Origin of the sequence: Propionivibrio sp., assembly GCF_016790145.1 — a bacterium.
In the GTDB taxonomy this organism is placed as follows: domain Bacteria; phylum Pseudomonadota; class Gammaproteobacteria; order Burkholderiales; family Rhodocyclaceae; genus Propionivibrio.
In genome coordinates this window covers 1-16,397 of sequence record NZ_JAEUOI010000019.1, presented here as the reverse complement: position 1 = coordinate 16,397, position 16,397 = coordinate 1, and the positions used below count along the sequence as shown (strand labels likewise).

The following is a 16,397-nucleotide window of genomic DNA, read 5'->3' as shown; positions in this document are numbered from 1 at the left end:
TAGGCGGGGAAGGTGTTCAATCCAGATCAAGATTGAGCTTTGGCAGTTTTGTTTTCAATGTCTTCAATCGGTTAGCGGCATCAGTCGAGGGTTCGGTCGCCTGCCAGACGCGACCGTTGGGGCTGGACAATTGTGCCAACTCATGCGCGGTTTTTGGCTTACTTTCTCTTGATGGCCGAACTGCGACAGCCCAATAAGTAACCCGCCAACATTGTGCTTTGCACAGGCGAAAACAAAATTCCGGTTACTGAAAGCCGGGATCAGTCGCTATCCCATGCCGCTTTACACTGGTTTTCAATGGTTTCTTCCAGTAGCTGTCTGGCATACGCTGCGCAATTGCCGCATTCGCTGGCGATGCCCAGGTCGCGCCGCAAGTCATCCAGTGTTAGTGCGCCATTCTGGGCCGCTTCACGAATCTGGTGGTCAGTGATGGCCTTGCAGACGCATACGTACACGAAACTTCTCCAGAAAAATCGCAGTAAGGACAGACGATAGCGGGGCGGCCTGCAAATTGTTCAATCGCCGGCCGGCTCCATGTGGGCCTGCAGATAGTTTTGCAGGGTGACGTTCTCGATCAGGCTGTGCTGGGTCTCCAGCCAATCGATTGATTCTTCGCAGTCTTCCAGCAGATCTTCGAACAGGTCGCGGCTGACGTAGTCCTGGAGTTGTTCGGACAGTGCAATGCTCTCGATCAGCAAGGGGCGCTGGATCTCGCGCTCGTACTTGAGGTCGCACTGCAGGCACTCGACGACGTTTTCGCCAATCAGCAGCTTGCCGAGGCTCTGCAGGTTGGGCAGGCCTTCGAGGAAGAGAATCCGGTCAATCAGTTTGTCGGCTTCCTTCATGACGCGGATCGACTGTTTATACTGGTAGTCGTTGAGCTTCTCCAGTCCCCAATGGCGGAACAGGCGGGCATGCAGGAAGTACTGGTTGATCGAAGTCAGTTCGTTTTTCAGCACCTTGTTCAGTGTGCCGATTATTGTTTTGTCGCCTTTCATCGCTGCGCCTCTTTATGCCGGGTTGCCAGATTCGATCTGGCTCTGTTGATAGTTCTGCAGGCCGACCAGTTCGATCAGGCGAATCTGCTTTTCGAGGTAGTAGGCGTGGTCCATCTCGGTGTCTTCGAGTTGAATCGCCAGCATGTCGCGGGTGACGTAATCCTGGGCGGTTTCGCAGGCGGCCATCGCTTGCTTCAACACGACGACAGTATGGTATTCATAGTCGAGGTCAGCCTGCAGCATCTCGGGAACGGTTTTGCCGACCGTCATCGCATTGCGTTTGGCCACATTGGGCGTTCCTTCCAGGAAAAGAATACGCTGTATGATCGCCAGGGCGTGCTGGTGCTCGTGAGCAGATTCATGCAAGGCCTTTTCAGCCAGTCGCTTGAAGCCCATGTCCGAGTACATTTCGCCGTGGATCAGGTACTGGTCGACGGCGGTCAATTCGCCCGTCAGCAGGTCGTTCAGGATGCCGATGATCTTTTTGTCGCTCTTCATGAGGTTCTCCGGAAATCGTTGAAAACGAGTGGCTGGAATAAATCCGATAATCCGGCTGAACCGCTATTCAAGCCTTTGCCAGCCACCATTATAAGTTCTGCACCTATCGACAGCATTTTTCAACGCCGGTTCAACCTCTTCGCCTGGCTGTGAGGTTCTGCCCTGCCACAGACCTTCGTTTGCGCTGTGCTTGCTTAGCTTTCGCACTGGATTCGGAATACCCGTATAATTTGGGCTGACTTGGCGGCGCCCGTGTTTTCAGGCGGCCAACGCAAGGGCTTGTCAGACAAATCCAGGGTTCCGACCAATTTCCAGAAGCCGGCAGCTAGCCGGTTTTTTGTTTACCCTTTCCTGCATTTTATGGGTTGATATGCGAATTTTGCTCAGCAACGACGATGGCTACTTTTCGCCAGGGATTGAATGTCTGGCACGAGCGCTTGCGCAGGTGGCCGAGATCACCGTTGTAGCCCCCGAGCGAGACTGCAGCGGCGCCAGCAATTCGCTCACGCTGGATCGCCCGCTGTCCTTGAAACGCGCGGCCAACGGCTACTACCATGTGAATGGAACCCCTACCGATTGTGTGCATCTGGCGGTGACCGGCATGCTCGACGAACTGCCGGACATGGTGGTTTCAGGCATCAATCACGGTGCCAACATGGGCGATGACACGATCTATTCGGGTACCGTCGCGGCGGCTACCGAGGGTTTTCTGCTCGGCGTTCCCTCGTTGGCTGTTTCTCTCTGCAGCAAGAGCGGCAAGCATTTCGGGACGGCGGCACGGGTAGCGCTGGAACTGGTGCAGTTGATCCAGCGCCAGGCGGTGAGCGAGCCTCTGCTGCTCAACGTCAATGTGCCGGATGTGCCTTACGAACTGCTGCGCGGCATGGTCGTTACGCGGCTGGGCAAACGGCACAAGGCCGAGGCCGTGGTGCGTACGCAGACACCGCGCAACGAGACCGTCTATTGGGTCGGGGCGGCGGGTGAGGCGCAGGATGCCGGCGAAGGCACCGATTTTTTCGCGGTGAACAAGCATCAGGTATCGATTACGCCCTTGCAGATCGATCTCACGCACAACGCCCAGCTTCCCCTGATTCGCAACTGGCTGGCGCAATGAGTCGAGTCGTTTCGGGTATCGGCATGACCTCGCAGCGCACGCGAACGCGTATGATTGATCGCCTGCGCGAAGAAGGGATTCGTGACGAGCGGGTGCTGGCGGCCATCGCCGCCGTGCCGCGCCACGTTTTTGTCGAGGAAGCCCTGGCTTCGCGCGCCTATGAAGATTCGGCGCTGCCGCTCGGCTATTCGCAAACGATTTCACAGCCGTATATCGTGGCCAGAATGATCGAACTGCTGCGTGACGGGCGAAAACTCGGCAAGACGCTGGAAATCGGTGCGGGTTCCGGCTATCAGGCAGCGGTTCTGGCGCAACTTACGGACGAGGTATATGCGATCGAGCGGATCGAACCGCTACTGGCCAGGGCCAAGCTCAATTTGCGGGCGATCCAGCAGTTCAAGGTGCGCCTGAAACATGCTGATGGACAGCTTGGCCTGCCCGAAGCGGCGCCTTTCGATACCATCATCCTTGCCGCAGCGGCCAGCCGGGTTCCGCACGCGCTTTTGCAGCAACTCGCGCTTGGTGGCAGAATGCTGTTGCCGTTGGGGACGGGGGAGCAGTTCCTTCTTATGGTTGAACGTCGCGCCGAAGGCTACGTTGAGACCCGTCTGGATAGTGTTCGTTTTGTTCCGTTACTCTCAGGACTTGAATGAAGAATAATTGTGCGTTCACCAGGCTGGTTCCAGGTATTGTTCTGGCCATCCTGCTTGTTCTGTCCGGCTGTGCCAGCAAGTCGCCGGCACCCGTGGGCGGCCAGCCGTCGGCTGCTGCCAGGGACAGCTATACCGTCAAGCCGGGCGATACCCTGTACAGCATTGCGCGCGAACACGGCATGGATTTTCGCGAACTGATTGCACTGAACGGAATCGACAACCCTAACCGCATAACGGTCGGAAAGGTTCTCAAGGTCAGGCCACCGGCTGCGTCAACATCGTCGTCTGCGGCTACCTCGTCGGTTGCGACGACAGCGCCGATAGTGTCCGATGTGGTGCAAACGAGGCCGATAACGGCAGAGCCGTTGCCGGAAAAGCGGCCTCCTGGCACCAATACCGAGATGCTCAAGCGGGAGCCCAAGGCCGGCAAGGAGCCTTACTCTGACCAGGCGCTGGCGTTGGCGCAAAGCCAGGGGCAAGCAAAACCTTCCGAGCCGATGGCCCCCGTGGTCAGGGCTGAATCCGGTCCGGAGGCCAAACCCGAAGCCAAACCCGAGGCCAGGCCTACCGAAGCGGCCGTTAGTGGCGACGAGATCGGCTGGATCTGGCCGGCCAACGGCAAGACGGTCGCGACCTTCAATGAAGGCGGCAGCAAGGGTGTCGATATTGCCGGCAAGATGGGTGATCCGGTGATCGCTGCGGGTGATGGCAAGGTTGTCTATAGCGGAACGGGTTTGCGCGGTTACGGCAAACTCGTGATCATCAAGCACAACAGCACCTTCCTGTCGGCCTACGCGCACAACCAGAGCATTCTGGTCAAGGAAGGGCAGAGCGTGAGCAAGGGTCAGAAGATTGCCGAAATGGGCAATACCGATGCCGACCAGGTCAAACTGCACTTCGAAGTCCGGCGCCAGGGCAAGCCCGTCGATCCACTCAAATTCCTGCCGCCGCGCTGACCATGAGCGATGACCCCGATGCCGAATCCGTTTTGAGCGAAGACGGGATGCCGCAGGAAGTGGAGTCCGACGAGGCGTTCCTGGCGGAAAGTGAAGACGAGGCGCTTGCTGCGACGCCGGAAGTCGAACTGCTCAACGACGTGACCCAGCACTACCTCAACGAGATCGGTGCCAAGCCCTTGTTCACGCCGCAGGAAGAGTATGACTGGGCGTGTCGCGCCCAGTCCGGCGAGTTTGCCGCACGGCAGAAGATGATCGAACACAACCTGCGCCTGGTGGTGAACATTGCCAAGCACTACCTCAATCGCGGCATTCCCCTGCTGGACCTGATCGAAGAAGGAAATCTCGGCCTCATTCATGCGATCGAAAAGTTCGATCCCGAGCGCGGATTCCGTTTTTCGACTTATGCGACCTGGTGGATTCGCCAGAGCATCGAGCGCGCGATCATGAACCAGTCGCGTACCATCCGTCTACCGGTGCATGTGGTCAAGGAGATAAATCTTGTGTTGCGCGCCTTCCGGCATCTGGAACTGGCCAACGGGAGAGAGATCCGCCTGGAACAGATTGCCCACCTGATCGACCGCCCGGTGGCCGACGTGCGCCGGGTACTGGCCCTTAACGAGCATATTGCCTCGCTCGATGCGCCGCTGGAAATCGACCCCAGTCACTCGGTGGCCGATGCCATTGCCGATGAAAACGCACTGGACCCGGAAAGCCTGCTGCAATCGAGTGAAGTCGACCACCTGGTCAGCCACTGGGTCGAGCAGTTGCCCGAGAAGCAGCGCCGGGTGCTTGAGCGTCGTTACGGCCTCGGCGGCGGTGAAATCAGTACGCTCGAGGAGGTCGCCGTCGATCTCAACCTGACGCGCGAACGCGTTCGCCAGATCCAGATCGAAGCGCTCGATCAACTTCGCCGTGTCATCAAGCGCGGAGGCGTGACGCGCGACAACCTGCTTTAGATAGCGTGTCGCGCGAGCGACACTTGAATCTCTCCTCTGCTGCGCGAGAGGGATCGGGGGTGAGGGCGTGCATGTCGCGTGCGACTCTCCAATGCCCTCTCTCCTGCGGGAGAGCCTGGAGGTAGCAAAATGCAGAAATCGGGACATACATTAAGGAAGTTTGCAATGGGCAATAAAGTAGCACTATTCGATTCGTCGTTACGTGACGGGGCGCAGGCCGAGGGGATTTCGTTTTCCGTAGAAGACAAGTTGAAGATCCTGGAGATTCTTGACGAGCACGGCGTGGACTACGTCGAAGCCGGAAACCCCGGCTCGAATCCGAAGGACCTCGAGTTCTTTGCCCGGGCCAGTCACATCGTCCTAAAACACGCCAGGCTTGCCGCTTTCGGCAGCACGCGCCGGCGCGACATCAAGGTCGAGAACGACGACAACGTTCAGTCCCTGCTGCTCGCCGATACACCGGTCATTGTCATCTTCGGCAAGAGCTGGGATTTTCATGTGACTGAAATCATCCGCACCAGCCTTGAAGAAAACCTGGCCATGATCCGCGACACCGTGGCCTTCTTCAAGGCCAGAGGCAAAGAACTGGTGTACGACGCCGAGCATTTCTTCGATGGCTACAAAAACAACCCGGACTACGCAGTAAAGTCGCTCCAGGCTGCCGCCGACGGAGGTGCCGATGCGCTGGTCCTGTGCGATACCAACGGCGGCACTTTTCCGTCCGAAGTGGCAGAAATCGTCAGGAAGATGGTCGCGAACTTCAGCGTGCCGATCGGCATTCATGCGCACAACGATTGCGGCATGGCGGTAGCCAACAGCGTGATGGCCGTCGAGAACGGAGCACGCCATGTTCAGGGAACCTATATCGGGTTTGGCGAGCGCTGCGGTAACGCCAACCTGTCCACCATCATCGCCAACCTGGGCGTCAAGCGTGGCTTTGAATGCCTGCCGGCTGACCAGTACAAAAACATTACCCGAGTTGCCCGCCATATTGCGGCCATTTCTAACGTGGCACTGAATGAGCGCGACCCCTACGTCGGCAATTGCGCGTTCGCCCACAAGGGTGGCATGCACATCGACGGCGTGAACAAGGCGGCGCATTCATTCGAGCATATCAACCCGGATCTGGTCGGCGGCCAGCGCCGCTTCCTGATGAGCGAAGTTTCCGGTCGACGCATGATTCTGGAAAAAATCTGGGAGGTCGATCCCGGCATCACCAAGGACGATGCGGTGACCGACAGCATCATCAGGCGCCTGAAGGAGATGGAGCACGAAGGCTATCAGTTCGAAGGCGCGGAAAGCACTTTCGAACTGGTCATTCGCAAGCAACTCGGCAAGTACCGCCCGTTCTTCGAGCTTGAGCATTTCAAGATCATCGGCGAGCAGCCGACCAGCGGTGAATACAGTTCTTCAGCCATCATCAAGGTGAAAGTCGACGGCACCGACGAAATCACGGCGGCTGAAGGCGACGGTCCGGTGCATGCCCTTGACCGCGCCCTGCGCAAGGTGCTCGACAAGTTCTATCCGGAGCTCTCCAACGTCCATCTGACGGACTACAAGGTGCGTGTCATCAACGGCCGCGATGCCACCGCCGCCAAGGTGCGCGTGTTGATTCAATCGACCGACGGCGACTCGGTGTGGACGACCGTCGGCGTATCCACCGACATCATCGAGGCGAGCTGGATTGCCCTGGTTGATTCAATCGAGTACAAGTTGTTGAAGCTGGAAGAGGCGAAGGTCACGGCGTGAAACGGGGATTGGGTTTGTAACTCCAGCGGCTTTCGCATCCAGGATGGCCGTCCTGTCTGGCTTGTAGGTCATGAGCATGCACAGGGGCAGACTGGAGCATCGGTCGGGTTGAACGAGCGGCAGGCGCTTCAGGGAAATGAGCGAGGAATACCTTGATCGCCCGGCGCAGATCGACCTCGAGGGCGGCGCGTGTGGTGACCGCGACCTGCATGTCGTGATCAAAGAAACAAAGTGCCGACTCGATACGGGCAGCCTCCTGGATCATCAAGGTCGGTCCGACCGACCAGGCCGCTCCGGCCACCGCCATTCCAATCAGGTCAGCAGCCTGGCATCGACACCCTGTTCAGGTAGCGCTGCGGCTGGAGGGGTATGTGAACGCGAATCGCTCACGCCGAACTCGTTGCCATGGCGACCTTGCGGCAAGGTGCGCCGTGGTCGCTGCCAGTTTGAATCATTGAGCCCGTAGATAAAATCCCTGCCTGATCAAGGCGTCAATGCTCTTTTCCGGAAACCCTCAATGCTTCCGACATCAGCTTGTCGGTATAGGCGATACCGATCGCCGAAAGGATGAAAACCATATGGATAATCGTTTGCCACATGACGCCGGCTTCGGTAAAAGCGGAATTTGCAGAGCCGAGTGAACCGATCGCGATGAATGTCTTCAGCAAATGAATCGAGCTGATGCCGATGATGGCCATGGCCAGTTTTACTTTCAGCACCGAGGCATTGACGTGGCTCAGCCATTCCGGCAGATCCGGATGTCCTTGCAAATTCAGGCGAGAGACGAAGGTTTCATACCCACCGACGATCACCATCACCAGCAAATTGGAAATCATCACCACGTCAATCAGTCCCAGCACGGCCAGCATGATGAGCTGCTCACTGAGATTGGTCGCGCCTTCGATCAAATGGAACAATTCCTTGATGAACAGGATGACGTAAACGCCCTGGGCCAGAATCAGGCCCAGATACAAAGGCAGTTGCATCCAGCGTGAGCTGAATATCAGCCGGGATATCGGGTTTAGCGTGGAGGTTTTGATGGTATTCATGGCTCGTCGTTGAAGTGATTTGCCGTCATTCTAATCGCTGAAGATGGAGGGGACAAAAGATATTGCCAGGGCGTCAGTTTGAAGCACTTTCCTCTGTGTTTCTAGCCGATTTTTACCACCAGCCCTTCTCAGGGCGAGCAAGTCGCTGCGCACTGGCCTGCATATCCCCTGAGAAGGAGAGGCTGGGAGAGAGTGATGCCAGAGGGTATTTCACTCACCCATCTTGCCCGCTGCACCGGGCTCTCGTCTAGTCTGTCCTTATCCCCTGTGCTTGGCGTAGCGCTTCGGCCAGTTGAAATACCGACATGGCGTAGAAGCTCGAGCGGTTGTAGCGCGTGATCACGTAGAAGTTGTCGAATCCGAGCCAGTATTCGGTGGGCTGACCGGGGGTGACGAGGTCGATCAGTGCCGCCGGGCGTTCGCCCAGTCCTAAAGTGTCGCGGGCCGCAATAACTCCCTGTGTTGACAACTCCTGCAAGGGCACTGCCGGTTTGATGCCGGCGGCGATCAGCACCGTCGGGTCGCCTTCCACGCTGGCCGGCACGGCTACCGGGGCCCTGGCTTGCCAGCCGTGCAGATGCAGATAACGGGCGACGCTGCCGATGGCGTCACTGGTACTATTGCGCAGGTCGATCCGGTCGTCGCCGTCGAAGTCCACGGCAAAACGGCGCTGGCTGCTCGGCATGAACTGGGGAATGCCCATGGCGCCGGCGTAGGAGCCCTTGATCGACAGCGGGCTGACGCCATTTTCACGCGCCAGAAGCAGGAATTGTTCAAGTTCGCTGCGGAAAAATGCGGCGCGCGGCGGATAGTCGAAGGCGAGCGTGGCCAGCGCTTCGAGCACGCTGAAGCTGCCCATGTTGCGAGCGTATTCGGTTTCGACGCCGATGATGGCGACTATGATTTCCGGCGGCACGCCGTAGATGGCCTCGGCCCGTACCAGTTCGGCCCGGTTGTCGTTCCAGAAGCGCACACCGTTGCTGGTGCGGCGATCATTGACAAAGCGTTCCCGGTAACGCTGCCAGGAGCGCTGCTGTTCGGGTACGGCTGCCGGCCGGATGGCGCGCAGTATGGTGGCGTTGGAATGGATGCTGGCGAACTGCTGTGTCAGGTGCGCGACATCGAATCCATGCTGCTCGTGCATGTCGAGGATGAATACGCGAACCTCGGGCGCTGCGCTGAAAGGCGGCGGTTTGGCGGCGTGGCTGGCTAGTGGAAGCAATCCAGCCAGAAGGCCGAATAGCAATGGGGCTATTTTGTTTCTCAAATCCTTGTTCTCCGTATAAGTTGAGTCTCTTGCAACTACCTGGATTCGAAATCGAAGTGCAAGCCAGGGTAACGCCGTTAGGTTGGGCAAGATGCCATAGTATTCGAGTCTGCTCAAGCGCCATGTCCATGTGGCCGGGCTGGTCAGGCCACGTTTCCCCCGGGGCGAACGATAGCAAATTTCGTTGCGGCTTGAAGCCGGTCATAAGCAAATGGCCCTAGCCCGTATTCAGTCGAGCAGAAATTAATCAAAAAAATCTGGCGATACGGGCCAGGGAACTTGTTTTCTGGGCATTCCCGGGTACGTGGCAGCCAGCGTGATCGCGGGTGCGCTACCGAGTGTACCGAGCAGTTTGCCAATCCGGCGCTGGCTGTCGTCCAGAATTTTGTGCTCGAGTCTGTCTTCCCGAGCCGCTTGCAACAGGCAATGGAAAATTTCGTAGTACTGCTCCGCATCATATGAAACAAGCAGCAGGTCAATTCCTGCATTGATTGCCTCAACGCCCGCAGAGCACAGCCCGTGACGTACCACAGCGCCCATCGTCAAGTCATCCGTTACCAGAACGCCGTCGTGCCCCCAGCGTTGACGAACAATTTCCTGAACTACCTTCGCCGAGCGTGAGGCTGGCCTCTTTGCGTCAAGCGCGCTCAGCGTCGCGTGCCCGACCATCAGCAGCGATTGCGTTGCCCGCAAACCTTCGCGGAAGGGGAGCCAGTCACTGGCTTCCAGATCGCTCGCGCTGGCGGCCAATGTCGCCGGAAAGACATGAGTATCGCTTGTGACTCGTCCAAGGCCGGGAAAGTGTTTCAGCGTGGCGCGCACACCGCTCGTTTCGAGACCATGGGCATAGCCGATCACCGCTGAAGTGACGCGAGCGGGGTCAGCGTCGATCGCCCGCTGCCCGATCATACTGCGAAAGTCGAGGCGGTGCCGATCATTCGGCAAGGCCAGATCGGCGAGCGGCGCAAAATTGATGTTCACTCCGAGCGCTGCCAGCTCGCAGCCTTGTTTTTCTCCGTAAGCGAAGGCCAGCATTTCGATTTCTTCCGGCCTTGCTGCGCTTATCACTTCGGCGAGCGGCGGTAGTCTGGATAGCGGAGGAGACAGGCGCGAAACGATGCCGCCTTCCTGATCGGTGCTGACGATCAAGGGAGGAAGTCCGGCGGCCTTGCGCAGACCCTGCAGCGCTGAAATTTCAGCGTGGATCGCCTCGCCGCTGCGGTTTTTTATATTATGCGCGCTGATGAAAATGCCGCCGACCAGTCCTTTTGCGACGAGTATTTTGATCGCCTGCGGATTGCTGTAGCCGACGATCATATGCGCGCCAAGCTGCTGCGCCTTGGCATCAGGCGATGACAGCACCTGATGTTTGCGCCACTGGAAAATTCCTTCCTGCGCCCCGGCAATCAGCAGCACGGCGAGCCAGAGTGCCAGTAATGCCGCTCGCTGCTTCATCCTGAAAACCATGGAGTAAAAGGCTTTCAACGCACAGTGTATAAAGGTGTGCGCAGAAGCGCAGAGCGCGTCAGGGAAATTCGATGACAAGCTCGTTGTGCTCATTTTTATGCTTCCGCACTTGGCATGTCGAAAGCGTCTGTTTCCGACGCCCTTGCAAATTAACGACAAGGCAATGATCGACGCGCCAAAGAGCAGCGGTGTCGCCAGCGAGCGCCATTGCATCAGCAGCGGGTTGCGCAGCAGCAAGGCAAGTGGCAGCTCGATAAAGCCGACACCCCACAAAATCCTCGGTAACGCCCGGCCACCCCGGACACGGCGGCAGACGATCAACTCTTTACCGATGCGCCTTGTAGCGGACTTCATCGGGTACTTTCCGCTGCCACAGCTTCAGCTTGTTTGCCAAGGCGATACCAGTCGATTCGACGGGTGCCGAGCATCAGTCCGGCGAGCGCCACAAAGAGCAGGAGAGAGCCAAGCAGCAAGGCGTTCTGCTCGGAGCGCAGGATGCCGAACAGCGCTGCATAGAGTATCGCCAGCGCGCTACCGAAGCCTAGCCCGCGCCGCCATCCATGCAGAATCGCCGCGAGGTAAATGCCAATCAGCGCGATAGATGACACAGCGGCAATCAGATAGGCGAGCGAAAAAGAGATGTGTTCGGATAGGCTGGTGAGCAGCAGGAAGAAAACCGCCTGCGCCAGACCGACCAGAAGATACTGGATCGGGTGAATGGAAAGACTCCTCAGATGCTCGAACATGAAGAAAGACGCAAAGCTGAGCACGATGAACAGCACCCCGTATTTGACCGCCCGCAACGCCTGCCGATAAATGTCAACCGGGTCGATCAGGCGCACCTGGAAGCCGCTGGCATTCGCATCGATCGGCGCGTTGCCGGCATTCGATGCCAGCGCAGTAGTGCTCCAGCGGGCAGTGAAACCAGTGGCGCCAATTTCGCGGTTGCGCGGCAGGAAGTCGCCGCCGAAACTCGGATGCGGCCAGTTGCCGCGCAATTCGGCGGTGGAGATCTCACCGAGGGGAACAAAGCCGAGGCTGCCGGTTCCGGCCAGACGCAGGTCAATACGGAAAGGCAGGATTTCCGGTTTTCCATCAGACCGACTATCGGCCAGGGCATGAAATCCCGTTTTCAGGCCGGCGGCTCGGGTTCCCCGGTGCAAGCTCAATGATTTGCTGCCAAGCATGATCTTCGGTTCGCCGGTAATGCCCCGCGCATCGGCAATGCCCAGCGAGAGGGTCGGAATTCCCCAGGTCAAATGGGCGTTCTTCCCGAGTTCCGGCAATGCAGCCACGCCCGGCGTCTCAAAGCTGCCGGTGATTGCTCCCTGCAATTCGAAGATGGCTGTTTCGTGCAGGCCATAGGCGCGTTTTTCAACGCTCAGTCCGCCATCCAGATGGACTTGGCGCGGCAGCACGGTGAGCGTGTGTGAGCGTTTCCGTCGTATTGTCTTCTTCTGGCGTTCACCGTTGCTCTCGACGATCTGCTCGTCCTCGTATTCCTCCTCGACAGGAACCGTCAATACCGGCCCGGTAATCGACTGCTCGCCGGCCGAACTTGCGGCAATGGCGCGTATCGCCTCGGCCCGGTGTGCCGTCCGCTCGTCGATGGTGTGCTCGATCATCGACAGCGGGATCAGTAACAACGCGCCAATCAGCGCCAGCAGCACACATTTTTGCAACAAGGGGTTTTTCATCACTCGTCTCCTCGGTGGATGGGTCAGCAGAGAGTATGGCGAGGGAATGTGAGTGGCTTATGCAGGCCAGGTGGGGGGATGGTGAAGGGAAGGTGAAGCGTTTGCGTGCACATGGTCAGATACGAATCGTTCTTATGTGTCTCGATTAGCCAGTAAAGTCAGGACTGCGGCGCATGATCCATCAAGGAACAGTTAATATGAGACCCCGTTGATTCCTCTTTCGCATATTGCATTCTTAAGCCCTTGTTAAAATAAGGCCCGCGAATACGGTACGGTAAATTTATATGGACAGATGGGTAATTGTTCACACCCGTCTTCATCGATTGCCGGTACGCTAGGCAAGTTAAGGAATGGAGAAATAGAGATGTCCGCATACAAATACACCCTGCTTGTACTTTTTAGCGCCTGCTCACTGTTGCCGATTCCCGCTGGAGCGAGCGGCCTGGGTGAAATCAGATCCATCAGTCCATTGGGTGAACGTTTCCGAGCAGAAATCCCCATCCTGAATCCTTCGCCTTCAATAACAGCCGCTTGTTTCCGCCTGACCAGGGACTCGCCGGATGCCATGGACGGCATCCCCTGGCTCACGAACGCACAGATTGCGGTGTTGTCCGCGCCGCCTCGCCTGGTCATCAGCACGAGCCGGCAGGTTGTCGATCCGGTGATCCAACTGGCCATCAATTCAAGTTGCGACCCGTCACTGACGCGCCATTACACCGCACTGCTTTCGCCCCCGTCAGAGCGGAACACTGACCTGCCGATCACCGATCGTTCACCTGGCGACTTTCAGGAGCAATCAGCCAGGGTGAGGCCAGCGTATCCCGTCAGGGAAAAACAGCACGTCACACGAAACAAGCTGGGGCGCACTGCACAGGCCGGAGAAACAAGCGGCGACATGGCGCGCCGCCTGTTTCCGCGCAGCCGGCTGGCGCAGCAGCGTTTTATTCGCCAGATGGTTGCGCTTAACCCTGAATGGCTCAGTTCGGAGTCGGGCGACGAGACCTTGCCCGAAGGCGTTGAACTACGCTATCCGCCCTCAACAGAACGCCAGCCTACGGCTGCAAGGCAAGAAAATTCGGCTAAACAGGCAGCCCTGAAGCGCAAGCCGGAATCCGGTGCAGGCGCACGTGACCGACTGGTACTGATGCCGTTTGACCCGCCACCTGAACCGCCTGCAGCCCCCGCCACACCAGGCGAGTTCAACAAACGGCTGAGCGATGTTGAGCTCCAAATCAACACAATGCGAACTGAGTTGATCAAGCTTCGTGCCGAATACCCTACGCCTTCACCCGCCATTCAGACGGCATTGCTTGAAATGGAATCACGGCTATTGATGGTGGAACTGAACGCTGCACGTATCACGCTGCAAAATCTCCAGGCCGAAAAACCGGCTATTGTGGCAGCCTCCACCCCCGAGGTGCCTGTCAACACGGCGAACAGCGAAAAACTGGCTGCCCAGCCGCCGCAACCTGCGCCACCGGCACCGGTCGCCGTTAAGCCGGTTCCCAGCAGTGCAAAGTTGCTGACAGTCAATACTGGTCTCGCTGTCCTGCTTGGTCTCTTTGCTCTCGGACTGAGTGTTGTCCTCTACCAACGAACCAGACGCGGCAGGCAGGCGTTGCTTTCCGCCAGTACACAAGTCAGTCCAGCGGCCGTTGCTGAGCAACGTGTGAACCCACTACCGGCGAAAGTGACGAAGTCTTCTGCTCCTCCTGCGCATACTGAATGGCGTAAAGAGGTTGAAACGCCGATGACACGCCGTGTCGTTGAAGCACCTAAGACAAGCAGTGACGAAGAAAAGTCGGTGGCGAGCAGTGACGAAGAAAAGCCGGCGGCGAGCAGTGTCGTAGAAAGTGCAATGGAAATTGAGCACGCGATCGAACTCGCCGACATCTTCCTTACCTATGGGCGAACGCAGGATGCTCTGGATGTTCTCCGCAGCTTTATCCAGGACAACCCGAAGGAATCCCTACGGCCAAGTTTGATCCTGCTCGAGATATACAAGCAAGCCGACATGCGCCAGGAGTTCGAGCACATGGCAGAACAACTCGCCCAGAGTTTCAAAGTCAAACGTGTTCAATGGGACGATACACCGTCCCCGGCTAATGCGAATCCTGGCAAAAGTGCTGGTCCAGGTCGAAAACCCGCCTGATTGTAAACTTGCCGTCATCTATCCAGTCGCATATGACAGTTCTCTGGGGCACAAGCGGAGGCCAAGAATTCCTGCGCAGGCTGTGTGTGAGGTCCAGAGGGGTGCGCAAGGGGTTTTCGCTCGCCGTAATATCATTCATTCTTTCGGGGTGACGTACTGCTACACCCTTCGCCTACGCAAGCCATGAAGCCGGCTTTCTGGCGTAGCGAGCCGCTGGATTCCGAGTAGTCCAGAACACCGAGCGCGACAATTTTTTCAATGTCGCGTAGCGCCGAATCCGGCAAGCTGCCTTTTCCCGGGTTTTAAAGTCATGTATGGCGCAGCCCAATCTACGTTGCCTGGCCATGCCCGTGCAACGGAATACTCAGTGTCGCCAGCGCCCCGCCATCTACGGCGTTCTCCAGCCGGATAGCGCCGCCATGCAGCATGGCGATTTCATTGACCAGCGGCAGGCCGAGGCCGGTACTTTTGGGTGTGCCGTCAGGGCGCGGCAGCGAGAAAAAGCGTTCGAAAATGCGCTGGTCGGCAAATTCAGGAATACCGGGCCCCTGGTCGTGCACAGCAAAGTGAATCTGCCTATCGTCGCCAGTTGCCATGCACGTTACCGTGCCACCCGACGGTGAAAAGTCGAGTGCATTCTGGATCAGGTTGGTCAGCGCCAGGCTCAGCAGAAAGCGATCACCACTGAGTTGAGCTACCGGGTCGGCCGTAAAAGTCAGCTTGACATTGCGCCGCTCGGCATGGGCCGACATCGCCTGTTCAAGATCGGCAAAGAGTTCCTGCACCTTGAATGTTGCCGGCGCTTCGAGTTCGCGCTGCTGTTCGATCTGGGCCAGACGCAACAGCTTGTCGATCAGCGATTGCATGCGTTCGCTTTGTGTCAGCACATTGGCGACGAAACGATTTCTTTCGGCTTCGGGCAGGTCGGTCTCGGCGAGCAGTTCGGCGGCACCGTGTATGGCCGCCAGCGGGCTTTTCATTTCGTGCGTCAGATGCTGGACGTAGTGTTCGACGTAGGCGCGGCCGTCGATTTCGTTGCGCAACTGGGCAAGGGCGCGCGACAACTCGCCGATTTCATCGCGCCCGCGCGAGGGCGGTTCGGCCGGGCAGCCGGCGGCGAGCAGCCTTGCATAGCGTACCAGGCGGCTCATCGAGACGGTCAGCCAGGTGGTGAACGCGCCGCCGATCAGCAGCGTTACGCCAAGCAGAAGCAGGCCCTGGCGGAGGACGGTGCGCTCGCTGCGCTCAATGATCGGCCCCAGGGTGCGCGATGGCTTGGCGACGGTGACGACACCGATGATTTCACCGTCATCCTTTACCGCAGCGGCGACGTGCATGACGCTACTGTTCTTGTCGTCCGGATCGTCGCGTGTGGCCCGGCTACCATACTCACCGCGTAGCGTGCGCGAGACATCTCGCCAGTCCGAGTAGTCTCCGCCGACCGCCTTGTGCTCCGAGTCGTAGCGCACGACGCCGGCGGCGTCGGTGACGTAGATGCGAAAATCCAGTGTCTGCTTCTCCAACCCCCAGATCGTCGCCTTGATCGGACGCTGGCGATAGGCTTCGACGCTCTGCGCGAAGCGTCCATTCGGCAGGCGTTTGGCCAGCAGGTCGTCACGCGCGAGTTCGGCCAGCAGTTGGGCAGTATCGACCATGACATCCTCGACGGCGTCGCGCACTCCTGGTTTGACTTCGGAGATGAATACGCGCAGCAGGAACCAGCCCGATAGCCCGACAATAAGAAAGTAGCCAATGAAGACGCGCGCCCAGAGCTTCATGCGGCGATCGAATAGCCGGTCCCGCGGTGGGTGAGGATCGGCTCGCTGAGCGCATCGATG

15 protein-coding genes are annotated in these 16,397 nt (G+C 58.2%); 6 read left to right on the top strand and 9 right to left on the bottom strand.

Annotated features, from left to right (window positions below):
• Positions 1-260: 260 nt before the first annotated feature.
• The 3 genes from JNM42_RS02065 to bfr (JNM42_RS02055) are packed head-to-tail and all read right to left on the bottom strand — an operon-like array spanning position 261 to position 1,496.
• Positions 261-455 carry a (2Fe-2S)-binding protein gene (locus JNM42_RS02065; RefSeq protein WP_294265415.1) on the bottom strand — a complete coding sequence of 65 codons (195 nt, stop codon included), beginning with the start codon at positions 453-455 and terminating at the stop codon, positions 261-263.
• Between the two features lie 60 nt (positions 456-515).
• Positions 516-998 carry a bacterioferritin gene (bfr, locus tag JNM42_RS02060; RefSeq protein ID WP_294265410.1) on the bottom strand — a complete coding sequence of 161 codons (483 nt, stop codon included), beginning with the start codon at positions 996-998 and terminating at the stop codon, positions 516-518.
• A 12-nt stretch (positions 999-1,010) separates the two neighbouring features.
• Positions 1,011-1,496 (bottom strand): bacterioferritin, encoded by a 486-nt coding sequence (gene bfr, locus JNM42_RS02055; protein ID WP_294265407.1) that lies wholly within the window; start codon positions 1,494-1,496, stop codon positions 1,011-1,013.
• A 370-nt stretch (positions 1,497-1,866) separates the two neighbouring features.
• Here bfr (JNM42_RS02055) and surE point away from each other — a divergent pair, with 370 nt between their 5' ends.
• The 5 genes from surE (at position 1,867) to cimA (ending at position 6,927) form a co-directional block, all read left to right on the top strand.
• Complete coding sequence (surE, locus tag JNM42_RS02050; protein WP_294265404.1) at positions 1,867-2,610, top strand: 5'/3'-nucleotidase SurE; 744 nt, start codon at positions 1,867-1,869, stop codon at positions 2,608-2,610.
• Complete coding sequence (locus tag JNM42_RS02045) at positions 2,607-3,263, top strand: protein-L-isoaspartate(D-aspartate) O-methyltransferase (protein WP_294265401.1); 657 nt, start codon at positions 2,607-2,609, stop codon at positions 3,261-3,263. Before surE ends, JNM42_RS02045 begins: the two co-directional genes overlap by 4 nt.
• Entirely contained in the window at positions 3,260-4,219 is a 960-nt protein-coding gene (locus JNM42_RS02040; RefSeq protein WP_294265398.1) for a peptidoglycan DD-metalloendopeptidase family protein, read from the top strand. Before JNM42_RS02045 ends, JNM42_RS02040 begins: the two co-directional genes overlap by 4 nt.
• Before the next feature lie 2 nt (positions 4,220-4,221).
• Complete coding sequence (rpoS, locus tag JNM42_RS02035) at positions 4,222-5,178, top strand: RNA polymerase sigma factor RpoS (RefSeq protein ID WP_294265394.1); 957 nt, start codon at positions 4,222-4,224, stop codon at positions 5,176-5,178.
• Between the two features lie 165 nt (positions 5,179-5,343).
• A complete protein-coding gene (gene cimA / locus JNM42_RS02030; protein WP_294265391.1) occupies positions 5,344-6,927 on the top strand; it encodes a citramalate synthase in 1,584 nt (527 codons plus the stop codon).
• Here the strand turns inward: cimA and JNM42_RS02025 are convergent.
• The 5 genes from JNM42_RS02025 to creD form a co-directional block, all read right to left on the bottom strand.
• The gene (locus JNM42_RS02025; RefSeq protein WP_294265388.1) at positions 6,917-7,228 is read right to left on the bottom strand and encodes a hypothetical protein; all 312 of its coding nucleotides are present in this window, start codon (positions 7,226-7,228) and stop codon (positions 6,917-6,919) included. The two genes, cimA and JNM42_RS02025, sit on opposite strands and share 11 nt — an antisense overlap.
• Before the next feature lie 190 nt (positions 7,229-7,418).
• Complete coding sequence (locus tag JNM42_RS02020) at positions 7,419-7,976, bottom strand: TIGR00645 family protein (RefSeq protein WP_294265384.1); 558 nt, start codon at positions 7,974-7,976, stop codon at positions 7,419-7,421.
• Between the two features lie 247 nt (positions 7,977-8,223).
• On the bottom strand, positions 8,224-9,243 hold the full coding sequence (gene mltB, locus JNM42_RS02015; protein WP_294265381.1) for a lytic murein transglycosylase B: 1,020 nt from the start codon (positions 9,241-9,243) through the stop codon (positions 8,224-8,226).
• Between the two features lie 243 nt (positions 9,244-9,486).
• The gene (locus JNM42_RS02010) at positions 9,487-11,064 is read right to left on the bottom strand and encodes a glycoside hydrolase family 3 N-terminal domain-containing protein (RefSeq protein WP_294265378.1); all 1,578 of its coding nucleotides are present in this window, start codon (positions 11,062-11,064) and stop codon (positions 9,487-9,489) included.
• Positions 11,061-12,407 carry a cell envelope integrity protein CreD gene (gene creD, locus JNM42_RS02005; RefSeq protein ID WP_294265375.1) on the bottom strand — a complete coding sequence of 449 codons (1,347 nt, stop codon included), beginning with the start codon at positions 12,405-12,407 and terminating at the stop codon, positions 11,061-11,063. Before creD ends, JNM42_RS02010 begins: the two co-directional genes overlap by 4 nt.
• Before the next feature lie 565 nt (positions 12,408-12,972).
• Between creD and JNM42_RS02000 the strand changes: the two genes are divergently transcribed.
• Complete coding sequence (locus JNM42_RS02000; protein WP_294265373.1) at positions 12,973-14,559, top strand: hypothetical protein; 1,587 nt, start codon at positions 12,973-12,975, stop codon at positions 14,557-14,559.
• Between the two features lie 329 nt (positions 14,560-14,888).
• On the opposite strand, the gene creC is transcribed toward JNM42_RS02000, so the two are convergent.
• On the bottom strand, positions 14,889-16,397 hold a 1,509-nt coding region (gene creC, locus JNM42_RS01995; protein ID WP_294265370.1), incomplete at its 5' end, for a two-component system sensor histidine kinase CreC.

What these genes read in the sequence shown, in the direction of transcription:
- bfr (WP_294265410.1), bottom strand. Translation starts at nt 998, where the DNA reads ATGAAAGGCGACAAAACAATAATCGGCACACTGAACAAGGTGCTGAAA.
- bfr (WP_294265407.1), bottom strand. Translation starts at nt 1,496, where the DNA reads ATGAAGAGCGACAAAAAGATCATCGGCATCCTGAACGACCTGCTGACG.
- surE (WP_294265404.1), top strand. Translation starts at nt 1,867, where the DNA reads ATGCGAATTTTGCTCAGCAACGACGATGGCTACTTTTCGCCAGGGATT.
- JNM42_RS02045 (WP_294265401.1), top strand. Translation starts at nt 2,607, where the DNA reads ATGAGTCGAGTCGTTTCGGGTATCGGCATGACCTCGCAGCGCACGCGA.
- JNM42_RS02040 (WP_294265398.1), top strand. Translation starts at nt 3,260, where the DNA reads ATGAAGAATAATTGTGCGTTCACCAGGCTGGTTCCAGGTATTGTTCTG.
- rpoS (WP_294265394.1), top strand. Translation starts at nt 4,222, where the DNA reads ATGAGCGATGACCCCGATGCCGAATCCGTTTTGAGCGAAGACGGGATG.
- cimA (WP_294265391.1), top strand. Translation starts at nt 5,344, where the DNA reads ATGGGCAATAAAGTAGCACTATTCGATTCGTCGTTACGTGACGGGGCG.
- JNM42_RS02020 (WP_294265384.1), bottom strand. Translation starts at nt 7,976, where the DNA reads ATGAATACCATCAAAACCTCCACGCTAAACCCGATATCCCGGCTGATA.
- JNM42_RS02010 (WP_294265378.1), bottom strand. Translation starts at nt 11,064, where the DNA reads ATGAAGTCCGCTACAAGGCGCATCGGTAAAGAGTTGATCGTCTGCCGC.
- creD (WP_294265375.1), bottom strand. Translation starts at nt 12,407, where the DNA reads ATGAAAAACCCCTTGTTGCAAAAATGTGTGCTGCTGGCGCTGATTGGC.
- JNM42_RS02000 (WP_294265373.1), top strand. Translation starts at nt 12,973, where the DNA reads ATGGACGGCATCCCCTGGCTCACGAACGCACAGATTGCGGTGTTGTCC.